The sequence below is a fragment of the Pseudalkalibacillus sp. NRS-1564 genome (assembly GCF_050467905.1).
GTDB lineage: Bacteria > Bacillota > Bacilli > Bacillales > Guptibacillaceae > Guptibacillus > Guptibacillus hwajinpoensis_B.
On sequence record NZ_JBITPM010000029.1, the window covers coordinates 19151 to 41334 of the forward strand.

19 protein-coding genes are annotated in these 22184 nt (G+C 40.4%); 5 read left to right on the plus strand and 14 right to left on the minus strand.

The genetic code is table 11. From position 1 onward, the window contains the following. Positions 1-85: 85 nt before the first annotated feature. Genes dndB through ACIFPW_RS13580 form a run of 5 tightly spaced genes read left to right on the plus strand, consistent with a single transcriptional unit; the run spans position 86 to position 6255 of the window. Positions 86-1192 (plus strand): DNA sulfur modification protein DndB, encoded by a 1107-nt coding sequence (gene dndB, locus ACIFPW_RS13560; RefSeq protein ID WP_226611976.1) that lies wholly within the window; start codon positions 86-88, stop codon positions 1190-1192. Next, entirely contained in the window at positions 1182-2747 is a 1566-nt protein-coding gene (dndC, locus tag ACIFPW_RS13565) for a DNA phosphorothioation system sulfurtransferase DndC (RefSeq protein ID WP_224597142.1), read from the plus strand. The genes dndB and dndC overlap by 11 nt, the downstream gene beginning before the upstream one ends. 18 nt (positions 2748-2765) lie before the next feature. Then, positions 2766-4754, plus strand: a complete 1989-nt coding sequence (gene dndD, locus ACIFPW_RS13570; protein ID WP_430244993.1) for a DNA sulfur modification protein DndD — start codon at positions 2766-2768, stop codon at positions 4752-4754. After that, positions 4751-5122: a DNA sulfur modification protein DndE gene (gene dndE, locus ACIFPW_RS13575; protein WP_430244995.1), complete on the plus strand. Its 372-nt coding sequence runs from the start codon at positions 4751-4753 to the stop codon at positions 5120-5122. Before dndD ends, dndE begins: the two co-directional genes overlap by 4 nt. 11 nt (positions 5123-5133) lie before the next feature. Continuing rightward, positions 5134-6255, plus strand: coding sequence for a cysteine desulfurase family protein (locus ACIFPW_RS13580; RefSeq protein ID WP_430244997.1), 1122 nt, complete (start codon positions 5134-5136; stop codon positions 6253-6255). Positions 6256-6363: 108 nt separating this feature from the next. Here the strand turns inward: ACIFPW_RS13580 and ACIFPW_RS13585 are convergent, their stop codons facing one another. The 14 genes from ACIFPW_RS13585 to ACIFPW_RS13650 form a co-directional block, all read right to left on the minus strand. Then, a complete protein-coding gene (locus ACIFPW_RS13585; protein ID WP_430245146.1) occupies positions 6364-7962 on the minus strand; it encodes a DEAD/DEAH box helicase in 1599 nt (532 codons plus the stop codon). A gap of 8 nt (positions 7963-7970) precedes the next feature. After that, positions 7971-8978: a hypothetical protein gene (locus ACIFPW_RS13590; protein ID WP_430244999.1), complete on the minus strand. Its 1008-nt coding sequence runs from the start codon at positions 8976-8978 to the stop codon at positions 7971-7973. Continuing rightward, complete coding sequence (locus ACIFPW_RS13595; protein WP_430245001.1) at positions 8932-10194, minus strand: EH signature domain-containing protein; 1263 nt, start codon at positions 10192-10194, stop codon at positions 8932-8934. The genes ACIFPW_RS13590 and ACIFPW_RS13595 overlap by 47 nt, the downstream gene beginning before the upstream one ends. Then, positions 10194-10865: an OmpA/MotB family protein gene (locus tag ACIFPW_RS13600; RefSeq protein WP_430245003.1), complete on the minus strand. Its 672-nt coding sequence runs from the start codon at positions 10863-10865 to the stop codon at positions 10194-10196. Before ACIFPW_RS13600 ends, ACIFPW_RS13595 begins: the two co-directional genes overlap by 1 nt. Next, a complete protein-coding gene (locus ACIFPW_RS13605; protein WP_430245005.1) occupies positions 10865-12817 on the minus strand; it encodes a MotA/TolQ/ExbB proton channel family protein in 1953 nt (650 codons plus the stop codon). Before ACIFPW_RS13605 ends, ACIFPW_RS13600 begins: the two co-directional genes overlap by 1 nt. Positions 12818-13544: 727 nt before the next feature. Continuing rightward, positions 13545-14060: a CBO0543 family protein gene (locus ACIFPW_RS13610; protein ID WP_430245007.1), complete on the minus strand. Its 516-nt coding sequence runs from the start codon at positions 14058-14060 to the stop codon at positions 13545-13547. Between the two features lie 216 nt (positions 14061-14276). Then, positions 14277-15053 carry an HpcH/HpaI aldolase family protein gene (locus tag ACIFPW_RS13615; protein ID WP_430245009.1) on the minus strand — a complete coding sequence of 259 codons (777 nt, stop codon included), beginning with the start codon at positions 15051-15053 and terminating at the stop codon, positions 14277-14279. After that, entirely contained in the window at positions 15050-15766 is a 717-nt protein-coding gene (locus ACIFPW_RS13620; protein ID WP_430245011.1) for an alpha/beta fold hydrolase, read from the minus strand. The genes ACIFPW_RS13615 and ACIFPW_RS13620 overlap by 4 nt, the downstream gene beginning before the upstream one ends. A gap of 4 nt (positions 15767-15770) precedes the next feature. Beyond that, on the minus strand, positions 15771-16394 hold the full coding sequence (locus tag ACIFPW_RS13625) for a cupin domain-containing protein (RefSeq protein ID WP_226611957.1): 624 nt from the start codon (positions 16392-16394) through the stop codon (positions 15771-15773). Between the two features lie 23 nt (positions 16395-16417). After that, positions 16418-17803, minus strand: coding sequence for an aldehyde dehydrogenase family protein (locus tag ACIFPW_RS13630; RefSeq protein ID WP_430245148.1), 1386 nt, complete (start codon positions 17801-17803; stop codon positions 16418-16420). 40 nt (positions 17804-17843) lie between these two features. Beyond that, positions 17844-19058 (minus strand): iron-containing alcohol dehydrogenase, encoded by a 1215-nt coding sequence (locus ACIFPW_RS13635; protein WP_430245013.1) that lies wholly within the window; start codon positions 19056-19058, stop codon positions 17844-17846. 67 nt (positions 19059-19125) lie between these two features. Then, the gene (locus ACIFPW_RS13640; RefSeq protein ID WP_430245015.1) at positions 19126-20271 is read right to left on the minus strand and encodes an ester cyclase; all 1146 of its coding nucleotides are present in this window, start codon (positions 20269-20271) and stop codon (positions 19126-19128) included. 49 nt (positions 20272-20320) lie between these two features. Next, positions 20321-21076, minus strand: coding sequence for an SDR family NAD(P)-dependent oxidoreductase (locus tag ACIFPW_RS13645; RefSeq protein ID WP_430245016.1), 756 nt, complete (start codon positions 21074-21076; stop codon positions 20321-20323). A gap of 12 nt (positions 21077-21088) precedes the next feature. Next, the gene (locus tag ACIFPW_RS13650) at positions 21089-22108 is read right to left on the minus strand and encodes a LacI family DNA-binding transcriptional regulator (RefSeq protein WP_430245019.1); all 1020 of its coding nucleotides are present in this window, start codon (positions 22106-22108) and stop codon (positions 21089-21091) included. Between the last annotated feature and the right edge of the window lie 76 nt (positions 22109-22184).

Here is a 22184-nt window from a genome sequence, read left to right on the forward strand (position 1 = left end):
TTAATGTTCGCTTTTTATTGCCATAAGTTTATATGAGGTTTATAATAAAATTAACAATTACGTACGTAAATCGGAGGTTGTATATATGGATATGGGATTTAGCTATAACTTCCCTGCAATACGTGGTAAACAAGCTGGCAAGGAATACTTTGTGGCAATGTGTCCACTTAGGATAATCCCTAAGATCTTCTTATTTGATGAAGACGAGATTCCGCCAGAGCATAGAGCACAACGAATCTTAAATAAAACAAGAATCCCTGAAATGACGAATTACATCGTAGAAAACCAGGATGATTATGTGTTTTCTTCGATTACAGCGTCAATTGATGGCGAACTAGAGTTTATTCCATTTGGTCAAGATACAACGTCGAATGATTTAGGTCAATTAAGGATTTCGTTGGAAGCTCGTTTTCTTATTAATGATGGCCAGCATCGCCGAGCTGCGATTGAAGAAGCATTAAAAATTGCACCAGAGCTTGGTAATGAAACGATTTCCGTTGTATTCTTTTATGATGAAGGATTGAAAAACTCACAACAAATCTTCTCCGATTTAAATAGACATGCTGTGAATACAACCTCCTCTATAGGAATTTTGTATGATCATCGTGATCGATTAGCTATGCTTACAAAGGAAATCGTTGCAGAGAACCCCCTTCTCTCTCGTTATACCGATAGAGAAAAGGTCTCTTTATCCAAGAATTCACCTAAAATCATGGCTTTGAATCATATTTTCAATACGAATTTAAAGCTTGTTGGGAAAACAAAGGGTGATGTAATTACAGATGATGAAGAGCAATTCGTTAAAGAGTTCTGGAGCATTCTCTGTGAAACCATTACTGAATGGCAATTGGTATTGGATAAGCAAATGAACCCTCGTGAATTAAGAATGAACTATATCGTAGGGCACGGCTTGTTCCTTGAAGCAGTTGGTATTGTTGGCAGATATGCATACGAGTTCCAACCAACAAGCTGGCAAGAAACCATTAGGAAGCTATCTACTATAGATTGGAATAGAGCGAATACAACAGATTGGGAAGGACGGGCATTTAATTCGAATGGACGGATTCAAAAGAACAACCACACCATTCAGCTAACAGCTAATCTCATAAAAGAAAAACTTGGTCTCCCTCTCACTGAAAATGAAATGAAGATCGAAAATAAATTTAAGTCAGGTGAATCAAATGATAAATAGTATTAGTAACTTATTAAAAAACGACTTCCCTAAAGCCTCTGAATCAAAAGAGCATATTAAAGAAGTCTATAAGTCAGATCCAAGACCATGGGTTGTAGGATATAGTGGCGGTAAAGATTCTACTGTCGTTATTCAGCTTGTTTTCGACGCGTTGTCTGAGCTATCTCCCGAAGAATTGCATAAGAAAGTTTATGTCATTTCTTCAGACACTTTAGTTGAGACGCCATTGATCATTCAATCAATCAATACAACGTTAAGAAGAATTCAGACTAAGGCATTAGAAATAGGACTTCCTATTGAAACGCATAAGGTTAAACCTGCTCCTGATCAGTCCTTTTGGTCGAAAATAATTGGGAAAGGCTACCCTTCCCCTAACCAGAAGTTTCGTTGGTGTACCGATCGACTTAAGATCGATCCCGCTAATCAATTTATCCTAGATAAAGTGTCTAAATTTGGTGAAGTGATTATGGTGTTAGGCGTACGAGATAACGAAAGTGCTACAAGAGCGAACGTGATGAAGTCACATAGTGTCGAAGGTAAGACACTGATGAAACACTCTACCCTTTCTAACGCATATGTTTATGCACCAATAAGAAGCTTTGAAACGGATGATGTTTGGGATTATCTTCTTTCAGTTCCATCTCCATGGGGAGATGATAACCATGCATTGAATAAACTGTATCAAGACTCAAGCAGTGGTGAGTGCCCCCTTGTAGTAGATAAGAGTGTAAAAGAAAGCGCAGGCTCTTGTGGTAACAGTCGTTTTGGTTGCTGGGTATGTACTGTCGTAAACGAAGATAAAGCCCTAAACGGCTTCATTGAGAGTGGTGAGGACTGGATGCGCCCTCTTCTTGAATTTAGAAATTGGCTTGCAGGGATTCGAGACGATCGCAACCGTAGAATGAAATATCGTATGAATGGACAAATGTACTTCAATGAAGTTCGAATTGAAGAAATTGACGATAAAGAATACGTAATTATCCCTAAAAAAGGTAGCAGAAGAAAAGATCTAATCAATTTAGAAGAATACGCAATTGTAGAAAAAGTCAATTTAAAGCAATATATTAAAGAAAATAATATTGACCTTGGTGCTTCAGGAGATCTTAAGCTATTAGTAAGAAATGAAGAAGGTAAGCTCGAACAGCTCGGTCTTGGACCATTCACTCTAGAAACAAGACAAGAGATTCTAGAGAAGCTTCTTATTACTCAAAGAGACCTGAAACACCCGGATGATCCAAACTTTGAACTAATTCGTGAAGATGAGCTTAGAGTCATCCGTAGGTTCTGGCTTGAAGCTGGCGAATTTGAAGATAACCTACCTGAGATCTTTAAGAATGTTATGGGTTATGAACTCGACTGGGAATTCGATGATCGTCCTCTTTTCGATAATGAACAGATCTCTGACCTTGAACTACTAGCTCAAGAGAAGAATATTGATTTTAAATTACTGAAGAAACTCATCCTAACAGAGAAAAAATATTCAGGCTATAAAGTAAGACGTGGGTTAATGAATGAATTAGATAAAGCATTAACACAGGATTACCTACACCTTTAATGCGAAAGGGTTACTGACATGTTATTTAAGAATTTAACGATTGAAAACATAGGTGCTTATCAAGGCACCTATTCCTTTGATTTTGAAATAGGATCACCTGAGCAAAATGTTATTCTAATAGGTGGCGAAAATGGAGCTGGTAAGACTACACTACTAAACTCTATTAAACTTGGTTTATTTGGCTCATTTGCATATGGGTATAAAACGGAAAACAAAGCGTATTATGATCGGATTTGGGGCTATTTAAACAATAGAAAAAGAGCTGAAGAAGGCCACCGTTTCCGCGTTATTCTAGAATATAGCGAAGTAGAAAACTTCAAACGACATACGTATAAGCTTTACAGAGGCTGGAAAATCTCTGATGGTGCTGTTAAGGAAGAACTCGAAATTATTCGAGACAACCATCATTTAACCGACTATGAGAAAGAAATCTACCAAACGAGACTTAGGGAAACAATGCCGCCACAATTATTTGACCTTTGTCTCTTTGATGGTGAAGAAATCTCTCGAATTATCAATGAGAATTTACTATCAAATTATCTTAAGAGTGCTTCAAAAGTATTGTTCAACCTTGATTTGTTTGAAGTCCTTGAATCTGATTTAAAGCAATATGTGGAAAATGACCTCGATCAAAACAGCCTTTCTCAAGCAGAAAAGCAGTTACTAGAGCTTCAGAATAAAGAAGAACATTTGCAGGCAACACATGAAGCAAGAATTGAAGAAATTGAGGATAAGCAGCATTACCTTTCTACATTAGAAGACCAGCTACAGGATCTAAAGAAAGATTTTGAGGTTAATGGTGGCCTTGCAAAAGAAGAACGAGATAAATTACAAAATGAAGTGAATATCATTGAAACAGAAAGAAAAGAGAACATAGAAGCTGTTAAAGAGTTCATTACTACTCTCTTACCTTTCTATTTAAATCGTTCTTTAATCAAAGATTCTCTGGATCAAATGGAAGATGAAGATTCAAACCAAATGTACCAGAAGCTTTCAAACCGACTCAATGATGAAACGATGAGCACTATTATGACTTCCGTCTCTTCTGATGATTCTAAAGTCGATTCTAAAAAGCTAAAAGAAGGCATTCTTAATGAATTTAAGCCTGAGAATGACAAGATTATTCATCGCGCCTCCTTTTCTCAGCGAAGCCAGGTGGAATCTACACACCAACAATTAAGCAAAGAAAACCATCACTTCTACCTTGATCTTCTAAAAGATAATCAAGAGTTGCTAGCTGAATCGAAGAAGTTACGAGACAAAATCACTGCAAATGATGAGTCAAAAGATGACTTCCATAAAATCATTAAAGAAATGGAAAGCATTAACCGAAAGATTGTAGATACTGAACATGAATTAGCACAACAAGAACAAAAACATTCTGAAGACCAAAGAGCGCTTACTGAGCTTTCATATCAAATTAATGAGAAGAAGAAAGTTCTTAAGCAAAATGAAAAGACTCAGAATGCATTCACTATTTCTTCTAAAGTGATGGAGTTAAGTAAAGAATTTAGAAGTCTTCAACAACAAAAGAAATTACAACAAGTTCAAATAGAAGCTACTCAAATGTTAAATCGATTAATGAGAAAACAAAATTATATTTCTTCACTTCGAATTAATCATGAAACGTATGAAGTGGTTCTTTATGATTGGAATAAAGAAATCCTATATAAAGAAAGTCTATCTGCAGGTGAAAAGGAGATTCTCTTACTCTCCATTATTTGGGCAATGTTCAAATGTTCCGGCCGACGGGTACCATTCATCTTTGATACATTACTTGGTAGGTTGGACAAGTCTCACAAGAAATCGGTCCTGACGGACCTCATTCCTTCAAGTGGAGAACAGGTACTTATTCTTTCTACAGATACTGAAATAGACACAACACACTACAACTTACTAAGCAAACATATCTCTCACGAATACACCCTGGAGTTCAACACAGAGGAACAACGTGTTGATTTACACAAAGAATACTTTAAATTTAAAGAATCGGAGCTGAAATCATGAACTTCAGACTGCGAACTTCAAAACAAACAGAAGAAAAACTAAAGAACCTGCAGTCTACAACCAACTTAACACCTAACATTCTAGCAAGATTGGCCATCTCCCTTTCCTTAAAAGTGAAATCTATGCCATCTGAGGATTTAGCAAACACGAACGGGCTAGAATTTAATCGCAACACTTTAACAGGTGAATATGATTACATCTTCAAAGCGTTAATTACCCAGCATGCAGAACGTGAAGTAACCGATGAAGAATACTTCCCTTCCCTATTTAACCTGCACTTAGAGCGAGGCGTTGGTCTTTTGAATAGTGAATACAAACATGCTGGAAACTATGAAAAGTTTATTATTAACTTAATGAGCATGGATTAGGAGGAAAACACATGTTATATCTAGACAACAGTGCAACAACTCAAGTTCTACCTGAAGTAAAAGATGCCATGCTCCCCTATTTACTAGAGGAATTCGGTAACCCTTCAAGTAAATATTACTCTCTTGCAACAAACGCTAGTAAAGCAGTCAAAGAGGCTCGCGAGAACGTCGCGAGTTTAGTTGGCTGCGATCCAGATGAAGTCGTCTTCACCAGTGGCGCAACAGAAAGTAACAATATGATTATTAAAGGTGTAGCAGATTATTATCGTGATAAAGGCAACCACATTGTTACCACGAAAGTCGAACACCCAGCTGTACTCGAAGCCTGTAAGTATCTAGAACAGCGTGATTATAAGGTTACTTATCTAGATGTGGATCAGTTTGGAAGGATCAATATCGATGATTTCAAACAAGTGATAAAAGAAGATCCCCCCGTACTTGTCTCTATCATCTGGGGTAATAACGAAGTGGGTTCCCTTAACCCTATTAATGAAATCGCAGAGCTTTGCGAAGAGCAGGACATCTTCTTTCATACCGATGCAACACAAGTGATTGGAAAGGTGAAGTTCAGTCTATCTGATTATCCAGGTATAAACTTCCTATCAGGATCTGCTCATAAGCTGCATGGTCCAAAAGGAACCGGGATGGCTATTCTACGCAAGGATTCACTGGGAATTCCAGTAAAGCTTACTCCATTGATGCACGGCGGCGGACAAGAAAGAGATTATCGGAGCGGAACGTTAGCGGTTCATAATATTGTTGGGTTTGGGAAAGCTGCTGAACTGGCATATAAAAACTTAACTCATAATGTAAATAAGTTAGAAGAGCTTGAATCAACGTTAAGTGGATTGCTCAAAGAAAAATTTTCCGATCATATCTCTTTCAATAATGATCACCAAAATAAGATTCCAGGGATAATTAATGTTCAGTTTAAAGGTGTGAATAATGAAGTATTAGTAAAATCATTAGCTGATCACATTGCCTCTTCTACTGGATCAGCTTGTAGTTCTAGTAAACCTAGTCATGTTCTTGAAGCGATGGGGTGTACGATTGAGGAGATAAGGTCTACTGTTAGGTTTTCGATATCACCAACTATTAATTCACAAGATTTAGCTATATTTAATGAGTTATAAAAAAACAAATCAAGGATGGCGCACTAAGTTAACAGGTAGTGTGCCATCTTTCGTATTCCAACTAATTACCATGGGTTATCCATATATAGAAATTGATAGGATCAATTTTCATCTTTCCATCTTTAACCTACGGGCTACAACTTCCTGAACCTCCCTCATATCAAACGGAACAATCACATTCTCCGCCAACTCCCGCTTACTCTCCAACAGCTCATGCATCAACTCTTCCACCGTTCCATTCGGGAAATTCTGAACATCCCTTGTAATCACCTGATAAACAGACACGTCCTTCTCCTGACCAATCCGATAGGCACGGTCCGTGGCCTGATTCTCAACAGCTGGATTCCACCATCTAGTGTAGTGAATGACGTGATTGGCGCTTGTGATCGTGAGTCCGACGCCAGCTGCTTTTGGAGAGAGCAGCATGATCCCAAACCCAGGGCGGCTATTAAACTCTTTTACGACTCCTTGGCGGTTAGCCGTGTTTCCATCAATGATTGGAACGGAGATACCATACGTCTCCATAAAAAGACGTTTAAAGATAGAGTGAAGCTTACGAAACTCGGTGAAGACGAGAACTTTTTCATCTTTTTCTTTAATGCGATCAATGACGCTCATCACTTCTTTTACTTTTGGAACCTCGCTTGCTGGTAAGGTTTCATACTCCGGAATAATGACTCCAGGGTGTCCGTACAATTGTCTAAGTCTCATGAGCATATTTAAGATCGCAATTTGTCCCGTCTCTTTCGTTTGAAGCATTGATTCTGAAATGGACTTCTGAACCTTTGAGGCTTCAACATAGATGGGATCCTTGATTTCTTTCTTTGGTAAACGATCGCTAAAGATTCCTTCCTTCGTTCTTCTGAGGTAGTAAGGCTGGATCGCTTTTAGTAGACCGTCGTAATCTGCTGCTTCGATATATTGCTGCTTGAATTCTTTTAAGGAAGTTAATTCTCCTGGTTGAACAAAATCCATAATCGCCCACAGTTCCTCCAGGCTATTTTCAACAGGTGTCCCTGTCATCGCGAGTCGGAATTCTGACTTCATTGCTCTTAGTGCGCGTGAACGCTGACTACTGTGAGACTTTACGTTCTGTGCCTCATCGCAAATGATAGATTGAAAGTTAATCTTACCGAAAAGGAGTTGATCGATTTTAAGTGTGTCATAGGTTGTGAAGACAAGGTCATAGCTACTAATATGTGTGGATGACTTGCTTCTTCCTGAGCCTTTATGGATATAAAGACTGCTTAGTAGATCAGGAGCAAACTTTCGTATTTCCTCAATCCAGTTTTCCATTAGGGCAACAGGTAACACGAGTAGAGTTGGAGAATGCTTTCCCTGATTTTTCTGATGTAGTAGAAAAGTGATTACCTGCATCGTTTTTCCTAATCCCATATCATCAGCTAATAAACCACCTCTGCTTCTCTCTTCAAGATGACAAAGCCATTGAAAACCTTCAACTTGATGATCAAATAAGTCAGCTTTCAATGTTTGAGGTATCGGATATTCTTGAACCTGTTCGGTGTCATTCGCTTCTAACCGATATTCAAGATCAGCTTCATTGTCTTTAATATCTAAAGTGAAATTCTTCTTGAGAGATTGATCTTCCTCAACAACTTCCTCAAGTAAATTTTTGCGCATTTGCGGATCAAGATAAATCCACTTGTTTTCGTGTTGAATGTACTGCTCGTTAGGATGCTGCTCCATTAGCGTTCTTAGAAAATCTTCATCATATGCCACTTGCTGATCTGCTTCAGGATCAAACCATTGAATCCCGCTGTCCCCCTGAGAATATGGGCGAACTTTTTCAATTGGAATAATTCCTCTTGCTCGTTCAGAAAAGGCTTCAAGATCAAATTCATAATCGTGTTCAGGTAACACGGCAAGCGGGTTTTCAAAAAAAGTGGTACCTCTTCCCCAGTAATGTGTCGCTTTTTTGAAAGTTGAATGATGTCACGGCTGATTTTTTCCGTTCGCACGAAACGATCTCGTTTGTTACTCGTTTTGTACGTTGTTACTGGAGAAGGCGAGCCAAGCACGGTCGTTTCGGCCGGAGTGCTTCCAACGGGTTGTAACTCGATGTGATTCGGCGAATGGACTTTCATTTCAAGGTCATAAGAATCGACTACATGATAAGACTCGTTCTCTAAAAAATCCTCCTGATCGATGTGTGCTTCATTCGCAAGCTTCTGACAGACGCCTATCTTCTGGTAGCCTGTTTCATACTCTGCTTCGATAGCTTTTTGAAGCTCGTAAACTTTCCCAGGCAAAAGAAATAGCTGCTGATTAATCACGGCTATTGCTCCATTACGTCTTCCAATTCGATCAATTGTTTGAGCGTTTTCATTTTTTAACACAAGCTTAAGATCCGCTTGTTCCGGAAGTGATTCTAACTTTAATTCTCCGTGAACGTTCATTTCTTGAACAGGTAACTGGAGCAGTTCTAGTAACTCCACTCCAGTTTCTTCTTCTATTAGTTGATAGTAGTCTTCATAACTTAATCTAGAGTCCGTTAATAATCCTGCATCGTGAATCTCTTCCCAGGACACATATGCTTGAAATCCCGGTAGTTTGTAGTAGTTTTCGATTTCTTCTTTTGAGAGGGGGAGGGAAAGTTCTTGAGAGTCTTTCCCTGTTACAAGTTCAATGCCTATTTGGACTCCATTTTTTTCTGGATCAAGCTTCACCCTCATCAATTGCTGCTTCTTTTTTAGAAAGAACATCCCTGTCCACCTCCCAGTTCAAGTTAAGTTTTAGCCGTTCATCGAACCTCTTTTGCCATTCACCAATATGAGTTAGCCAACCATCCTCAATAGTAAGATACTTTTCCATAAGCTCACTACGCTTTAGTTCTCTAGGGAATACCCCTCGTGGATATGTTTTTTCTTTATCAGTAAGATACTTATCAACTTTTGATTGAAAGTGTCTTTTAAACTTATGATTGTCATAAATATAAACAGCACCTGTTGCTAAAACCTCTATAATGACAACGTCTGCAAAGTACATAATCAACGTTCTTTTCCCATCTGTAACCACAACATCTTCTAGTTTTAAAATAAACTTCTTCCAATATTGATACCGTTCATGGCTTTTATCTACCTGTTCAAAGAAGTCCTTTAACTCAAGCCTCATTATCCAGTTAGCAAATCTTCTTCTCTCATCTTCACCAACATTTTTCCATAACGTTGGTTTTCTACGATAAGTTTTTAGTTTCTCATATATCAGCTTTCCTAAATCCTCTACTCGATTTAGCTTACACTTCTTAATTAGATTATCAGCCATTTCTTGCTGCTCCATATTAGAGCCATCCGAAAAATACTTCTGGTACAACTTTTTCTCTTTAATGAAAAAATCCTCATCCGCTATCTTAAGCATATCAAGCAAAACATACTTAAATAGCGGCATATTCTCAGTTAAATAGTAAGTACTTAACTCCTCGATAAATCCATTATCACTCTTGTATCCTTCTTCAGCTAAATAAGATACCGGCTCATCTGCTTGAAGAAACCTTTCCCACTTGTCGGACTGCTCCGGCTCCATCCGTCGTTCAATCCGCTCCGAATGCGCCACTTGAGAACTTCGAACCAGTTCCCATAGGACATCAACGTCACACGTTTGATAAAGCACATCCACCAACGTACGAAACATCCGTCTCTCTTCAGGTATGCTTGATTTGATAGCATGAAGCAAGAAGCTTTTTTGTTTTGCTTCTAGGTTCTGATCGTACAGGTATGGAACAAGATTCCTTTGACGTTTACTTAACGATTTCATCCACGTTGATGACTTTTGAAAATAGGGAAGGCTTAGAAATTCTTGCTTCAAACCTTCCAACTTACTCTGATATTTTGCCCCTGACAAATCATCATTCATCTTGATCCGAAATTCTCGGTTATCCCTCGCCCAGTTGTTGAGGAGATGAAATTCATAGACGTATTTCATTATTTATCAACCAGCTTTTCGATTTCTTTGATCGCCTCGTCATCCTTAAGTCGGAATAAGAACTCAACCCTTCTTGATCGATCAGGATCATACTTCCCTTTACTATCCTTCAAAGGCTGACTAAAGCTTCGCCCATTTCCAGTTACAATAGACTGTGCAAGTTCTCTCTGTTTAAAATCTCCCATTTCATCACTGTATACATACTCGAGTACTGAGAGAGCTCTGCTCTGAGATAGCTGCATGTTATACATATAGTCGCCTTTTTTATCCGTGTGACCTTCGATAATAATCGATGAGATATCGTCTTTAAATTGATCTTGTAGTAGTATCCCAAAATACTTCGGTACAAAATCCCTTAAGAATTTCTCACCTTTTGGCGATAGATCAGCAGAGTTGGATTCATATAAAATGCTACCTGGAAAGCGAATGGCTCCGGTTTGCTGATCAATTTCTATTTCTAAATTTGATTCCTCGAAGGCATCTGTCAGTGCTTCGATAATTTCGGTCTTCACACTTACAACCTCTTCAATTTGTTTTTCTTTTGCCTCTAACAATTCTCTGTAATCCAGAATCACTAGAGTTAAGAGAAGGGCAAAGATCATGAGCATCGCACTCATCAAATCCGCATATGACATCCAGTAGTTGACTTCTTCTCGCTTGCGGTACTTCATTAGCTAGTCACTTTACGATTCGATTGATTGATTTGTTCACTAAGATCTTCAAGTCCTTCTACTAACTCCTGTTGTAGATCACTATATTGATTAATCATATTACTAACCGTATTGACTGCTTTCGTCATCGTTTCATCAAGGTGGTGGAATGTTTTACTCAAGCCATTATCGACGTTTTCACTAAAGCCTTTTACAGATGTATCAAGGATATCGCGCGTATCTTTGAAACTACTTTCCGTTACACTCCAATGAGTTTGCAAGGAGCTAATTTGATCTTCCATCTTTTCCATGTACATTCTTGTATCTGCTAGTGCTGAAGTAATTGTCGTATTCGTATCTTTCCGTAAATCAATCATTTCAGGTAGAAGTTGCGACTGTATTTGTTGTGTTTCACTCAGCTTCCCACGAAGGTCATCTAGATTTGTCATAACACTTCTAAGTTCAGGAGCAAGTGGAACAAGCGTAGAGACAATTTCTCTTACATTTTGGAGAAGAGATTCCGATTCACTGATCGTTTTAATTTGGGTTGAAAGTGATTCATTGAACTTCTCGGTCATATCCCGATAAGTAGTCGACATTTTGGACGTGAAGGAGATTACTTCATTAAGAAGTTCATTGTGACGTCCTTCTATATTTTCGTTGAACGATTCAAAGGCAGCTGAAATGGTTTCATATTTTTCCGCAAGCTGCTGATTACTTCTCATCACATCCTGTTGAATTGGAAGCTGTTGCTCTGATAACTTTTGAACACTACTAATCGTATCTCCTAATTCATTCATAAATGAAGAAGTGTCTTTATAACTACTGCGCATTGATTCCAGTTCTTCGGTCATGCTATGAAATTGACTCAGCATCCGCTCTGTTTGTTGTGAGGTACTTGCTTGCCTTTCCTCTGATTCAGCTATGTTATGTACCACTTTATTGATGGTCCCCATCATTTCCTGCTGCATCTGTTGTGTCTCACTTATGAGCGTACTGAACTGATTGATCGACTGCTCTGTTCCACCTGTAATTTGGTCTACTAGATGGTTAGTCATATCATTACTGTTTTGTTGTGTGTATTGGAACTGTGTTTCTAATAGTTTTGTTTGATTTTCTATACCAGACTGAAAACCACTAAATTGCTCTGAAAGATTATTAAATGCGTCTGTCACCTGTCCATTTGAAGACTGCATTTGATTCATTACAGGATGCATTACTTTTTCTAGCGCATCTGTTAAAAGTGTTTTCAGATGATCCGCCTGGTTACGTGAAATCTTCTCTAACCGGTTAAGGAAAAGTTCTTCATCATCTGTGTTGAGAAGGAAATCTAGCTTTTCCGCATGCCAGTCGATGTGACTTTCAAGACGACTACTAATTCCTTTATCATAAAACGTCCATAGAAGTGATAAGAGCACACCAAATACAGAGGTATAAAAAGCCACTTTCATCCCTGATAACAAGCCATCTATTCCTGTACGCAGTGCATCAGTATCTCCAACATTTAAATCAGCCAACCCAACAGATAAACCGATAAATGTTCCAAGGACTCCAAGACTAACGCTTGTTCCAGCCCCACTTTCTAAAATGGAACGGTAACCGAGATGATGCATGAGGACATCAAAACTAAAGAACGGTTCTACCCGGATTCTTTCATCCTCGCCTTTTTGTGAGGAACGCCTAAAATAACGATCCCATTGTTGTTTATACTTCGATTTAGGTAAGATCGTAAATGCGTCCTGTAGTTCCTGATCAACGTTTGATGCTTTCTCTCGATCTATAGTGGATGGATTAATGCCTTCGAGCTTTGGTTTTAAACGTCGCATAATCCTTATTTCTTTCGCTATCTTTATGGCAGTAAAAGCAATCATCCCTAGGAAAAGGATAAACTGGAATGCGAGATAGTATCCCGTGAATCCTTCCACACCTAAATTTTGAATAAATTTAAAAAAGCTCTCAAATACCTGATACAAATTAACCACCCTTTAAAATATAATCTTGCTAAAATAATAATATAGTAATGAATAACTTACAAAACATGTAATAAGTCTATTAATAGAATAACAGCGTTTTCCTCAATTGGATATTATTATTTATGACAAAAGTCATACACTGACAAAAGGAAAACTCCCTAAAGTAGTAAGGGAGTTTTCCTATATTGATAAACCAATAACTTCCATAGGGTTTATGTTTATATCTAATTGTACTTTCAATTGAGCTAATTATTTTTGAAGTAATGAATTTTGAATTATTAATATTGATCATTCACCTTCATACCGCTTAACTAACTCAGTGATTTCAGTACTCACTGTGGCGACAACTTTCTCTTTGGTGACCACTTCTCTAGCCCTAGGATGTCCTTCCCTAACTAATAACGACACTCCTTATTTAATACAATAGTCATAATATATTTCTTCTCTTACTTTCTTAATCGGTACAGAAAGATCTAATGTTTAGTACCAAAATAAAAATAAACTACCCTTATTATGAGATCTAGGAGACAGTTAAAAACAAAAAACAGGACATCGAACCTCCTTGACATCCTGCAAATGATTAATCTCCTCTTCATTCTTCATCCTTATTCACTTTCTTCCTGCACAAATAAATCCACATGGCACCATACGCTATCATCGCCAATATCAAAAAGACGGGTACTGATAGAACATCACGAATCATCATAATGACTGCTCCACTCCTTTATTATTTTAGACTGTCCAATGGGACGGGGAAGAATAAATAGAAAAGGATGGCGAGAGGAATGGAGATGATGAGTGCTTTCACCGGACTTCGATAATGGATATAAATCATCAAGAACAGGATGATATTTAAGGGAATGTTTAACCACCCGTTCCAACCGTTATCATAGACGTACAATCCTTTATAGGCGAAGATCGTCTCAAGCACTGTGTAGAATCCAGCCCATATAGCGATGTAACTGAATTGATTGATCCTTTTCTTCGGAAAGCGCTGCAGGTAGATGATGAGACCGACGGGACAGATAAAGAAAGTGAAGGCCATGTTAATGATCGAATGATTGATCCATTCTGCTGTAACTCCTCTGAACGCCCACAGTGTGTGATTGAAATAGAGGAAGTTATATGTAAGATTGATCACTATGAAAAAGAGAATGGTAGCATACTGCTTTCTCCACTGCGACCAGTCGATAAATTTATAAGCAAAAAAGATCCAAACGACCATCACGAATAATAAATACATAAAACCCACCTCAATCGTATTAAGTCGTTTCATTATTGACGCCGCTTGGATCTTTTATACGTTAGTCGTAGGGAATTCGCGGGTGCCTGTCACCACCTGGTTACTATTCCTCTTGTGTAAATTCTAACAACGCTCATACCAGTGAAATCATTCAATTCAAAAACCCCGCTCCAACTGAATTGGGCCGGGGTCCCAACACTCTACTTTCTATACTTTCTATACCTTCTTACTTAACTTCCTCTTACACTCCTTACTCACATTCTTAAACGCATCCAACATTACAGAAACCGCAATAATCCCAACATAATCGGCACCTTTATCAAATGCCTTCTGCGCACTTTCCGCATCGCCAGCAACAGTCCCAATCTTATAATGGTTCTCCCTCGCAATCTCGTATAAATCATCCACTACCTTCTGAACTTCTGGATGCTTCGGTCCCTCTTCTTTGTAATTCATATTGACTGAAAGGTCCGTTGTACCGAGAAAGGCAAGGTCGATTCCCTCTACGTCCATAATTTCCTTAAAGTTTGTTGCAGCTTCCTTCGTTTCGATGTGTGGAATCACGAGAATGTGCTCGTCTGATTGATCAAGAAAGGCTTTTCCTTTATCCGTCCCGAACCGGGCTGCTCGGTGTGAGTAAGCTGCCCCTCTTGTTCCAAGCGGAGGGAACTTAGCCATTTCGACAGCTCGCTCTGCATCTTCCTTTGTGTTAACCATTGGAACTTGTATGCCGAGAGCGCCACGATCCAGTGCTTTTTGAATACTGGAAGGGTCATAAGACACGCGTACAATCGGTACGAGATGAACGGATTCTGCTGTACGGATCATGTTTTCGAGTTCGGATGTGCTGAACGCGCCGTGTTCGTCATCAATCACAACAAAATCATACTCACTGTACCCGATCATTTCGACAATGTTCGGAGCGTACATTCCAATAAAACAGCCCGTTACACGTTCTCCATTCTTTAACTTCTCTTTTACTAAGTTGTTCACATCATCCCTCCTTTCGATTCTTGTATGAGCCACTCTCTCATCGCACGTGTTACTTCTTCTGGGGCTTCGAGGCTACTCAAGTGGCCACAGTTTTTAATTGTGATGAAGGATGAATTGGGCAAAAGATGATGCATATCCTGATGAAAGTTCGGTGGACACACACCATCCTCTTTTCCGACAAGCAGTAGCGTCGGACACGAAACGCGCTTTAGTCGCTCTCTCGCATCCGTTCTCGTGCCTACTGCTTTCAGCTGACGAATATAAGCTTGCGGGCCAATATTCTCTGCCATCTGAATGATAGTATTTGTTAAATCACGATCAGTGAGCGCAGTGGGATGAATGAGTTTAGGTAACAGAGATTGAACGATTTCCTGAAACTCACCATCCTCTACTCGCTGGATCAACTTTTTCCAAGAATCCAATTGATCGACCGTTGGGGCATATGGATTTGAATCTAGTAGGGCAAGCTTCGTGATGCGCTCGGGAGCAATCCGGATGATCTCCATTGCGACGATGCCGCCTAGCGAAAGACCTGCCAATGCGAATTGTTCTGGGGCTTCTTGCAGAACAGATTCCGCTAAATCCGTGATCGTTTCTTGATGCGTCAAATCAGGAATCGTGATGCTTGCCGTTACATCCGTAAGGTGTTCTTTTTGATGTGCAAAAAGTCGTTCATCACAAAGCGTTCCTGTTAAGAGAACAAGGTTTTCCATGTGATTACTTCTCACCTGCTCGAAGCTTTTCTGCCATTTGCTTTTCAAGTTGTTCATAATGATCTGGTTTAATCATCTTTCCTTTTTCATCAGCGTTGAAGCCATGCTTGGCTGCGTTTTTGATCACTTGAGGAGCCCAGTATGGGTCTTTCCCATCGAACACTTTATGCTGCTCTAGAATTCCAAGGCACCAACCGTCTTCCTCACTAACGTTCTCAAATCCTCTCCATAGTCCTGGAGGAAGGGAGATCAAGTCCCATTCTTCAATAATCGTTTCACCTTCAATTTCGTCCTCACTATTTCCCCAGTAGAAGCGCCACTTTCCTTTTAAGGGCATGAAGGCTTCAATATAGTCGTGAGAATGAAATGCTGGACCGTTACCAGGAGGGGCTTTGACCATCCCAATTTGAAAGCCGTGTGGTTCAGTGATTTCAGGTTCGTACTTATCGTTTTCACTCGCCGTATCTCCAATGAGCGCATAGTTTAATCGGTTATGTCCTGGGATGATACTATCAATAAACATCAGTGGAATCGCTTTTGATTTTAGCTCGTCAAACCGGACGATCCAGTTATTCTCCATGTCTTGATTAGATACTTCCTTCTTCACTTTTGGTTGTTGCGTTTGCATACTGATAACATCCTTTCAGAGTTTTATAGTTTAAAAGAAACAAGCTTTAGTTCCGTCATCTCTTCCACAGAGTACTTTATCCCTTCTCTTCCGCTTCCGCTGTTTTTCACCCCGCCGTACGGCATTTGATCGACACGGAACGTTGGAATATCGTTCACCATGACACCACCTACTTCAATTTCGTGGACTGCCTGAAATGCCTGGTGAATCGAATTTGTAATCACACCAGCTTGGAGGCCATACGCGGAATCATTGACGAATGTGATGGCTTCATCGAACGATCCATAAGGCGTAATGTTCACGACTGGAGCAAATGCTTCCTTACAGCTGATTGACAACTCTTCAGAACCATCGACTATGATGGTTGGTTCCATCATCGCACCATTGTGTTTTCCTCCAAGCGCGATTCGTGCACCTGCTGATTTCGCTTCTTCCAACCAGGAAGAAATGCGTTCAGCTTCACGTTTCGAAATGAGCGCGGAAACGTCCGTTTTTTCATCCAACGGATCACCGATTAGGAGTGAATTCGTATGAGCGATGAATTTTTCAAGAAACGTCTCATACAACGCTTCGTTCACATAAATCCGTTGAATCGAGATACACACCTGACCAGCATACGCGTAAGCCCCTTGAACACAGCGCTTCACAACATCATCTAAGTCCTCTGTACTTTCGACGATGACAGCAGAGTTTGATCCAAGTTCAAGCGTCACTTTTTTTAGACCAGCTTTTTCTTTTAGCGATAACCCAACTTCATAACTTCCAGTGAACGTAACCATTTTAATGCGTGGATCGGTTACGAGAACGTCTCCAATCACACTTCCCTTTCCTGGAACAACGTTGAGTGCTCCTGTTGGGAGACCCGCTTCTTCAAACAATTTTGCGGTAAAGAGTGCGCTAAGTGGCGTCTGATTGGCAGGTTTTAATACAACCGCGTTTCCTGCAGCAATGGCTGGCCCTAGCTTATGTGCGACAAGGTTAAAGGGAAAGTTAAACGGCGTAATCGCTGCGATGATGCCAAGGGGCTCACGCATGGTGAAAGCAACGCGACCTTTTCCAGTTTTCGCTGCATCCATCGGAATGGTTTCACCAGTGATTCGCTTTGCTTCTTCAGCAGCAAATTTATACGTTTCCACTGTTCGATCGATTTCAGCTCTAGCCGCTTTCAGAGGTTTTGCAGCTTCACTTGCCAGAATCCGTGCTGCCTCCTCGGCACGTTCCTTGAACAAATCTGAGACCTTTTCTAGAATCTCTGAGCGTTCTAGTGCTGTTAACTTCTTGATCCGTTGCGCTCCTTGCTCTGCACTTTCGATCGCCTTCGCGACCTCTTCCCTGTTAACTTGAGGAACGGTTGCGACGACCTGTCCTGAATAAGGGGACTTAAGATCAATGCTTTCTTCTGCTTCCATCCACTTACCATTAACGTAAAATGGATGAATCGAATCGGTTTTAATCACGCTGTTTCACTCCTTTATAGGCATTTAAATAGATCGATAGAATCATCTCTTCGCTCAACTTGTATGGCGTATTCGAAAGGAGGCGGTCAATTTTCGATGCTTGGTGCGCTAGATCTGGTAAGTCCTCCTTTGAAATTCCCAGCTCAGAAAGCGAGGTAGGAAGATTGAGCTTACCTAGTAATTGGTACAAGTATGAAACCACAGCTTCAAGCGCTTCATGCGGGTTATTTGAATAATCTCCGAGTTGTAAAAATGAAGCGACGTTAACCATTTCGCTCATGCGCGTTTCTCCCGTTACTTCGAAGACGAATGGCATCAGAAGAGCATTTGCTACCCCGTGTTCGATGTGATACTTCCCACCTAGTGGATAGGCTAGCGCATGAACCGCTCCAACTCCCGCATTGGCGAGCGAAACTCCAGCAAGCACACTCACCCAGCTCATGCCAATTCTTCCTTCAAGGTCTTTGCCGTTATGTACGGCACTTGCAATGTTTGGTGCGAATAACTTCATCGCTTTTTCTGCATACATCTTGGTGATGGGTGTAGCATTCACAGCCACATAGGATTCAATGGCATGTGTGAAAGCATCAACTCCAGATGCAGCGGTTACTCTGGATGGACATGACAGCGTAAGAGCGGGGTCAATGATCGCAACATCAGGTAGAAAGCTTGCACTCACTAACCCTCTCTTCACCTCATTCTCTGTATCTTCAAAGATCGCGTTCTTCGTCACTTCCGCCCCTGTTCCAGAAGTGGTTGGAAGCAGGATGCAAGATACCGTTCTCTGTTCCACCGTTTTCTCACCACTGAAATACGCTGAAAAGTCGTCTTTATCAACAAGTGCCGCTGTCGCTTTAGCGACGTCGAGAGCACTACCTCCTCCGATTCCTACAATCGCATCACATCCTTCTGCTTTTACATGGGCAATTGATTGTGCCAGTAGATCGAAAGTGGGCTCCCCAGCGATTTCTGTAAACGTCGTTGACGTTTTCCCACTAGCATGAACAATCTCCACTGCACGGTCGACGAGTCCTACTTTTTCTAATCCTTTATCACTGATCACCGCAACCTTCGTTACACCTAGTTTTTCAAGTTCATCCCCAAGTGATAGGAACGAATTCACACCGAATCGTACAGTTCCAGGCATCATGAAATCTGTTGATGCAGCTACGCTAAAGGTCTGTTTCTGAAGCAAGTCAGTTGTCATGTTACGTCCTCCTTAATTTTGAATCCGCATTCAAATAATGATCGTAAGTGACAATTCGTTTGTATCCTTATCCTTCTTCCGACTCAAGATAGATTTGTCGAAGCACATCAAGTCCATCAAACGTCATCCATTCCTCTACAACTTCCTCATTTCTTACTTTTAAATGAGAGATTCCTTGTATCGTAACAGGTGCACCACTCGGTTGGCCGAAATAACCAATACCATCATGAAGTCCTTGAAGCGTCCACCTTACCGCCACATCCCATTCATTTTCAAGCTGACCGTCATTACACGTCACACGTTCTACCATTACTTTAGAAGTTGGGAATGATGCGAATAAACTAATCAGCATGCTCTGGATCTGCTGATGTCCCGTAAGGTCCTGCTCACATATGGCATGAACGACAGCTGTTTCGCTATAATAGTGTTTTACTTCATTAAATAACCGCCGCTGATAGATGCTGTTATAAAGCTGTAGGGTAAAATCGCCAATTTCGAATCCTTCTTGATCCGATGCATACACTTTCGGTGAGAACTGTCCATCCATCGTTTCATTAGCTCCTGCGCCTAGTTGAAAGGATTTCGTTTTTGATTCAGATGCGAGTTTCTTCGCTACCTCAACGGGGTCATAGCCTAGCTGCTTGACGATCGACAAGTTATCTCGAACGAGCCACTCCTCTACAATGCGATTGGAATGAACAAAACAGTCAACGACCGTTCTGAAAAAAACGCGTTTGTCTGTCGCAAGACCGAACGAAGAATCACCAAGGTTCGTCGCAGTAGATGCAATGCGATGGGAGGATAGAAATCCTTCTTTATCATTGCCAGACCAGATGACATTCTCTCCAATCAAATTCCGATCTGGAAACGCATGTAGGGTTTGGAGGGTACCTGAAATAACAGCATTAATTCCCTGGACCGTCACTGACCCGGTATGCATGGAAACGTTGTTGTGATACGTATCATAAATGACACCAATCCCTTTTTCTTCCCAAATCCGATGCGTAATTTTTAGAATGTAATCCACGATATCTCTGTAATCCTTATCAAACCCTTCCATACTCTGACTTCGCTTGTCGTTCTTAGTGAATTCGTTATAATCCGAATACCCAACACGCGTTACTTCATTCGAGTCACCATAGTGAACGATACTTTCATACGTCTTGACTCCTTTTTCACTCTTCTCTTCTGTTAAATGATCCACATCATTCATTAATCAAACCCCTCTCTTTCTTTTTTTGAATCCGCATTCAAAATAAATTTTATATTGCCGTCCATCCACCATCCACTTTTAACGTTTCACCCGTTACGAAATTGGCCATATCTGATGCGAGATACACGACAGCACCAGTTACATCGGATGGTTGAGCTAATTTCCCTAGCGGAATTCGTTTCATCACGTCTTCATGAAATGCTTTATCCTCAAACATCTTTGATGTGAGTTCGGTTTCAATAAACGTGGGGGCTACGGCATTCACCTTCACATTATGTTGTGCCCATTCTACGGCAAGTGCCTTCGTCATTTGAACAGCTCCGCCTTTACTTGAGCAATAGGCTGCCCGCTTTACATAGCCTACGAAAGCCATTTGCGAGACAATTGTGATGATCTTTCCTTGCTGTTTCGGTATCATGTAATGCCCGGCACGCTGTGCACAGAAAAAGCTTCCCTTCAGGTTGGTATCAAGCACGGCTTCCCAATCTTCCTCCGTTACCTCGAGTGCTGATTTGGCAATATTCACTCCAACATTGTTGATGAGGACATCAATTCCATCCATAAGCTCAACCGCTTCATCTACCATTCGACGAATCTCATGAATCTTCTGGATATCAGCGACGACATATGAACAGTCGGGATTGTGTTCTTGTAGCTCGTAAACACATTCTTTAAGTGTATTTTCATTTCGCCCGGTGATGACAACCCTTGATCCGTGCTTCGCAAAGGTTAATGCAATATCCCTCCCTATTCCCTTACTTCCACCTGTGACAAGAATCTTCTTTCCTACTAGATCCTTTAACATCATACGCCTCCTTTACGCCTGGCATTGCCCCGTCGTTTTTCTCGGAATAAGCTCTGGCTCTAATATAATTTGAAAAGGAGATGCGACATCCTCACTTCCCTCAATAAGACCAATAAGCTTTTCTAATGTAAGCTTCGCCATCTTCTCCTTTGGTTGGGTGATGGTTGTTAACCCGATGTATCGATTCTTCGCAAGGTCGATATCATCAAATCCGATAACCGATAGCTCCTCTGGAACGCGAATATTCTCACTTGCTGCAGCATCAAGAATGGCTAAGGCCATTTGATCAGATGCAGAGAAAAAAGCGGTTGGTCTTTTCTTCCCATTCAGCAGTTTCTTCGTGAATCGATAGACTTCATCGTATGAGAACTCCTGATTGTATACGTATTCTTCATGAAGAGGTAAACCGAATTGTTTTAACGCATCCTTAAACCCTTCATTTCTTAAATGTGTCGTAAGGTATTTTGAAGGACCTGCGATATAACTAATTTCTTTATGCTGAAGGTGATAGAGATGCTCAACCGCGAGCTGTGCACCGCGGTAATTGTTCACCGCTATGTAGTTCACATGGTCGTGTTCCATCATACTGTTATAAAGGACAATTGGAAAACCATTGTCATAAAGCTCTTTAATCTTCTCGTTATCTTTGTCTGCTGACGCAATAATAATGCCATCTACTCTTTTACCAATGAGTGTTTGAATGTATTTATTAAGGTTCTCTTCCTTATGGTTGGTGTTACAAAGGATAACATCATACTCCATTTCCTGTGCCTTTGTCGTAATGACTTTTGCTGATTCAGAGAAAAATGGATTTGTGATATCACCAACGATCAACCCTATCGTTCTTGTTTTCTTACTTGCAAGACTACGAGCGATTTCGTCTCTTGTGAAACCTAGCTCGTTGATTGCCGTTAGTACCTTTTCTTTTGTCGCTGTTTTAATATAAGGGTAGTTATTTAACACTCGCGATACTGTAGACTGCGAGACACCTGCTTTTTTGGCTACATCGTATGCACTAATTCTACCGTCCATTGGCTCATAACCCTTTCATCAACAAGAAATAGGGCTATTCCTATTTCTATCGTAGTATGTCTTCTCATAAGATGAT

What these genes read in the sequence shown, in the direction of transcription:
- ACIFPW_RS13590 (WP_430244999.1), bottom strand. Translation starts at nt 8,978, where the DNA reads ATGTTCTTTCTAAAAAAGAAGCAGCAATTGATGAGGGTGAAGCTTGAT.
- ACIFPW_RS13645 (WP_430245016.1), bottom strand. Translation starts at nt 21,076, where the DNA reads ATGTTAAAGGATCTAGTAGGAAAGAAGATTCTTGTCACAGGTGGAAGT.
- ACIFPW_RS13635 (WP_430245013.1), bottom strand. Translation starts at nt 19,058, where the DNA reads ATGACAACTGACTTGCTTCAGAAACAGACCTTTAGCGTAGCTGCATCA.
- ACIFPW_RS13625 (WP_226611957.1), bottom strand. Translation starts at nt 16,394, where the DNA reads ATGCAAACGCAACAACCAAAAGTGAAGAAGGAAGTATCTAATCAAGAC.
- ACIFPW_RS13610 (WP_430245007.1), bottom strand. Translation starts at nt 14,060, where the DNA reads ATGTATTTATTATTCGTGATGGTCGTTTGGATCTTTTTTGCTTATAAA.
- dndE (WP_430244995.1), top strand. Translation starts at nt 4,751, where the DNA reads ATGAACTTCAGACTGCGAACTTCAAAACAAACAGAAGAAAAACTAAAG.
- ACIFPW_RS13650 (WP_430245019.1), bottom strand. Translation starts at nt 22,108, where the DNA reads ATGGACGGTAGAATTAGTGCATACGATGTAGCCAAAAAAGCAGGTGTC.
- dndC (WP_224597142.1), top strand. Translation starts at nt 1,182, where the DNA reads ATGATAAATAGTATTAGTAACTTATTAAAAAACGACTTCCCTAAAGCC.
- ACIFPW_RS13620 (WP_430245011.1), bottom strand. Translation starts at nt 15,766, where the DNA reads ATGGAAAACCTTGTTCTCTTAACAGGAACGCTTTGTGATGAACGACTT.
- ACIFPW_RS13585 (WP_430245146.1), bottom strand. Translation starts at nt 7,962, where the DNA reads ATGGAGCAGCATCCTAACGAGCAGTACATTCAACACGAAAACAAGTGG.
- dndD (WP_430244993.1), top strand. Translation starts at nt 2,766, where the DNA reads ATGTTATTTAAGAATTTAACGATTGAAAACATAGGTGCTTATCAAGGC.
- dndB (WP_226611976.1), top strand. Translation starts at nt 86, where the DNA reads ATGGATATGGGATTTAGCTATAACTTCCCTGCAATACGTGGTAAACAA.
- ACIFPW_RS13640 (WP_430245015.1), bottom strand. Translation starts at nt 20,271, where the DNA reads ATGAATGATGTGGATCATTTAACAGAAGAGAAGAGTGAAAAAGGAGTC.
- ACIFPW_RS13595 (WP_430245001.1), bottom strand. Translation starts at nt 10,194, where the DNA reads ATGAAATACGTCTATGAATTTCATCTCCTCAACAACTGGGCGAGGGAT.
- ACIFPW_RS13580 (WP_430244997.1), top strand. Translation starts at nt 5,134, where the DNA reads ATGTTATATCTAGACAACAGTGCAACAACTCAAGTTCTACCTGAAGTA.
- ACIFPW_RS13600 (WP_430245003.1), bottom strand. Translation starts at nt 10,865, where the DNA reads ATGAAGTACCGCAAGCGAGAAGAAGTCAACTACTGGATGTCATATGCG.
- ACIFPW_RS13630 (WP_430245148.1), bottom strand. Translation starts at nt 17,803, where the DNA reads ATGGAAGCAGAAGAAAGCATTGATCTTAAGTCCCCTTATTCAGGACAG.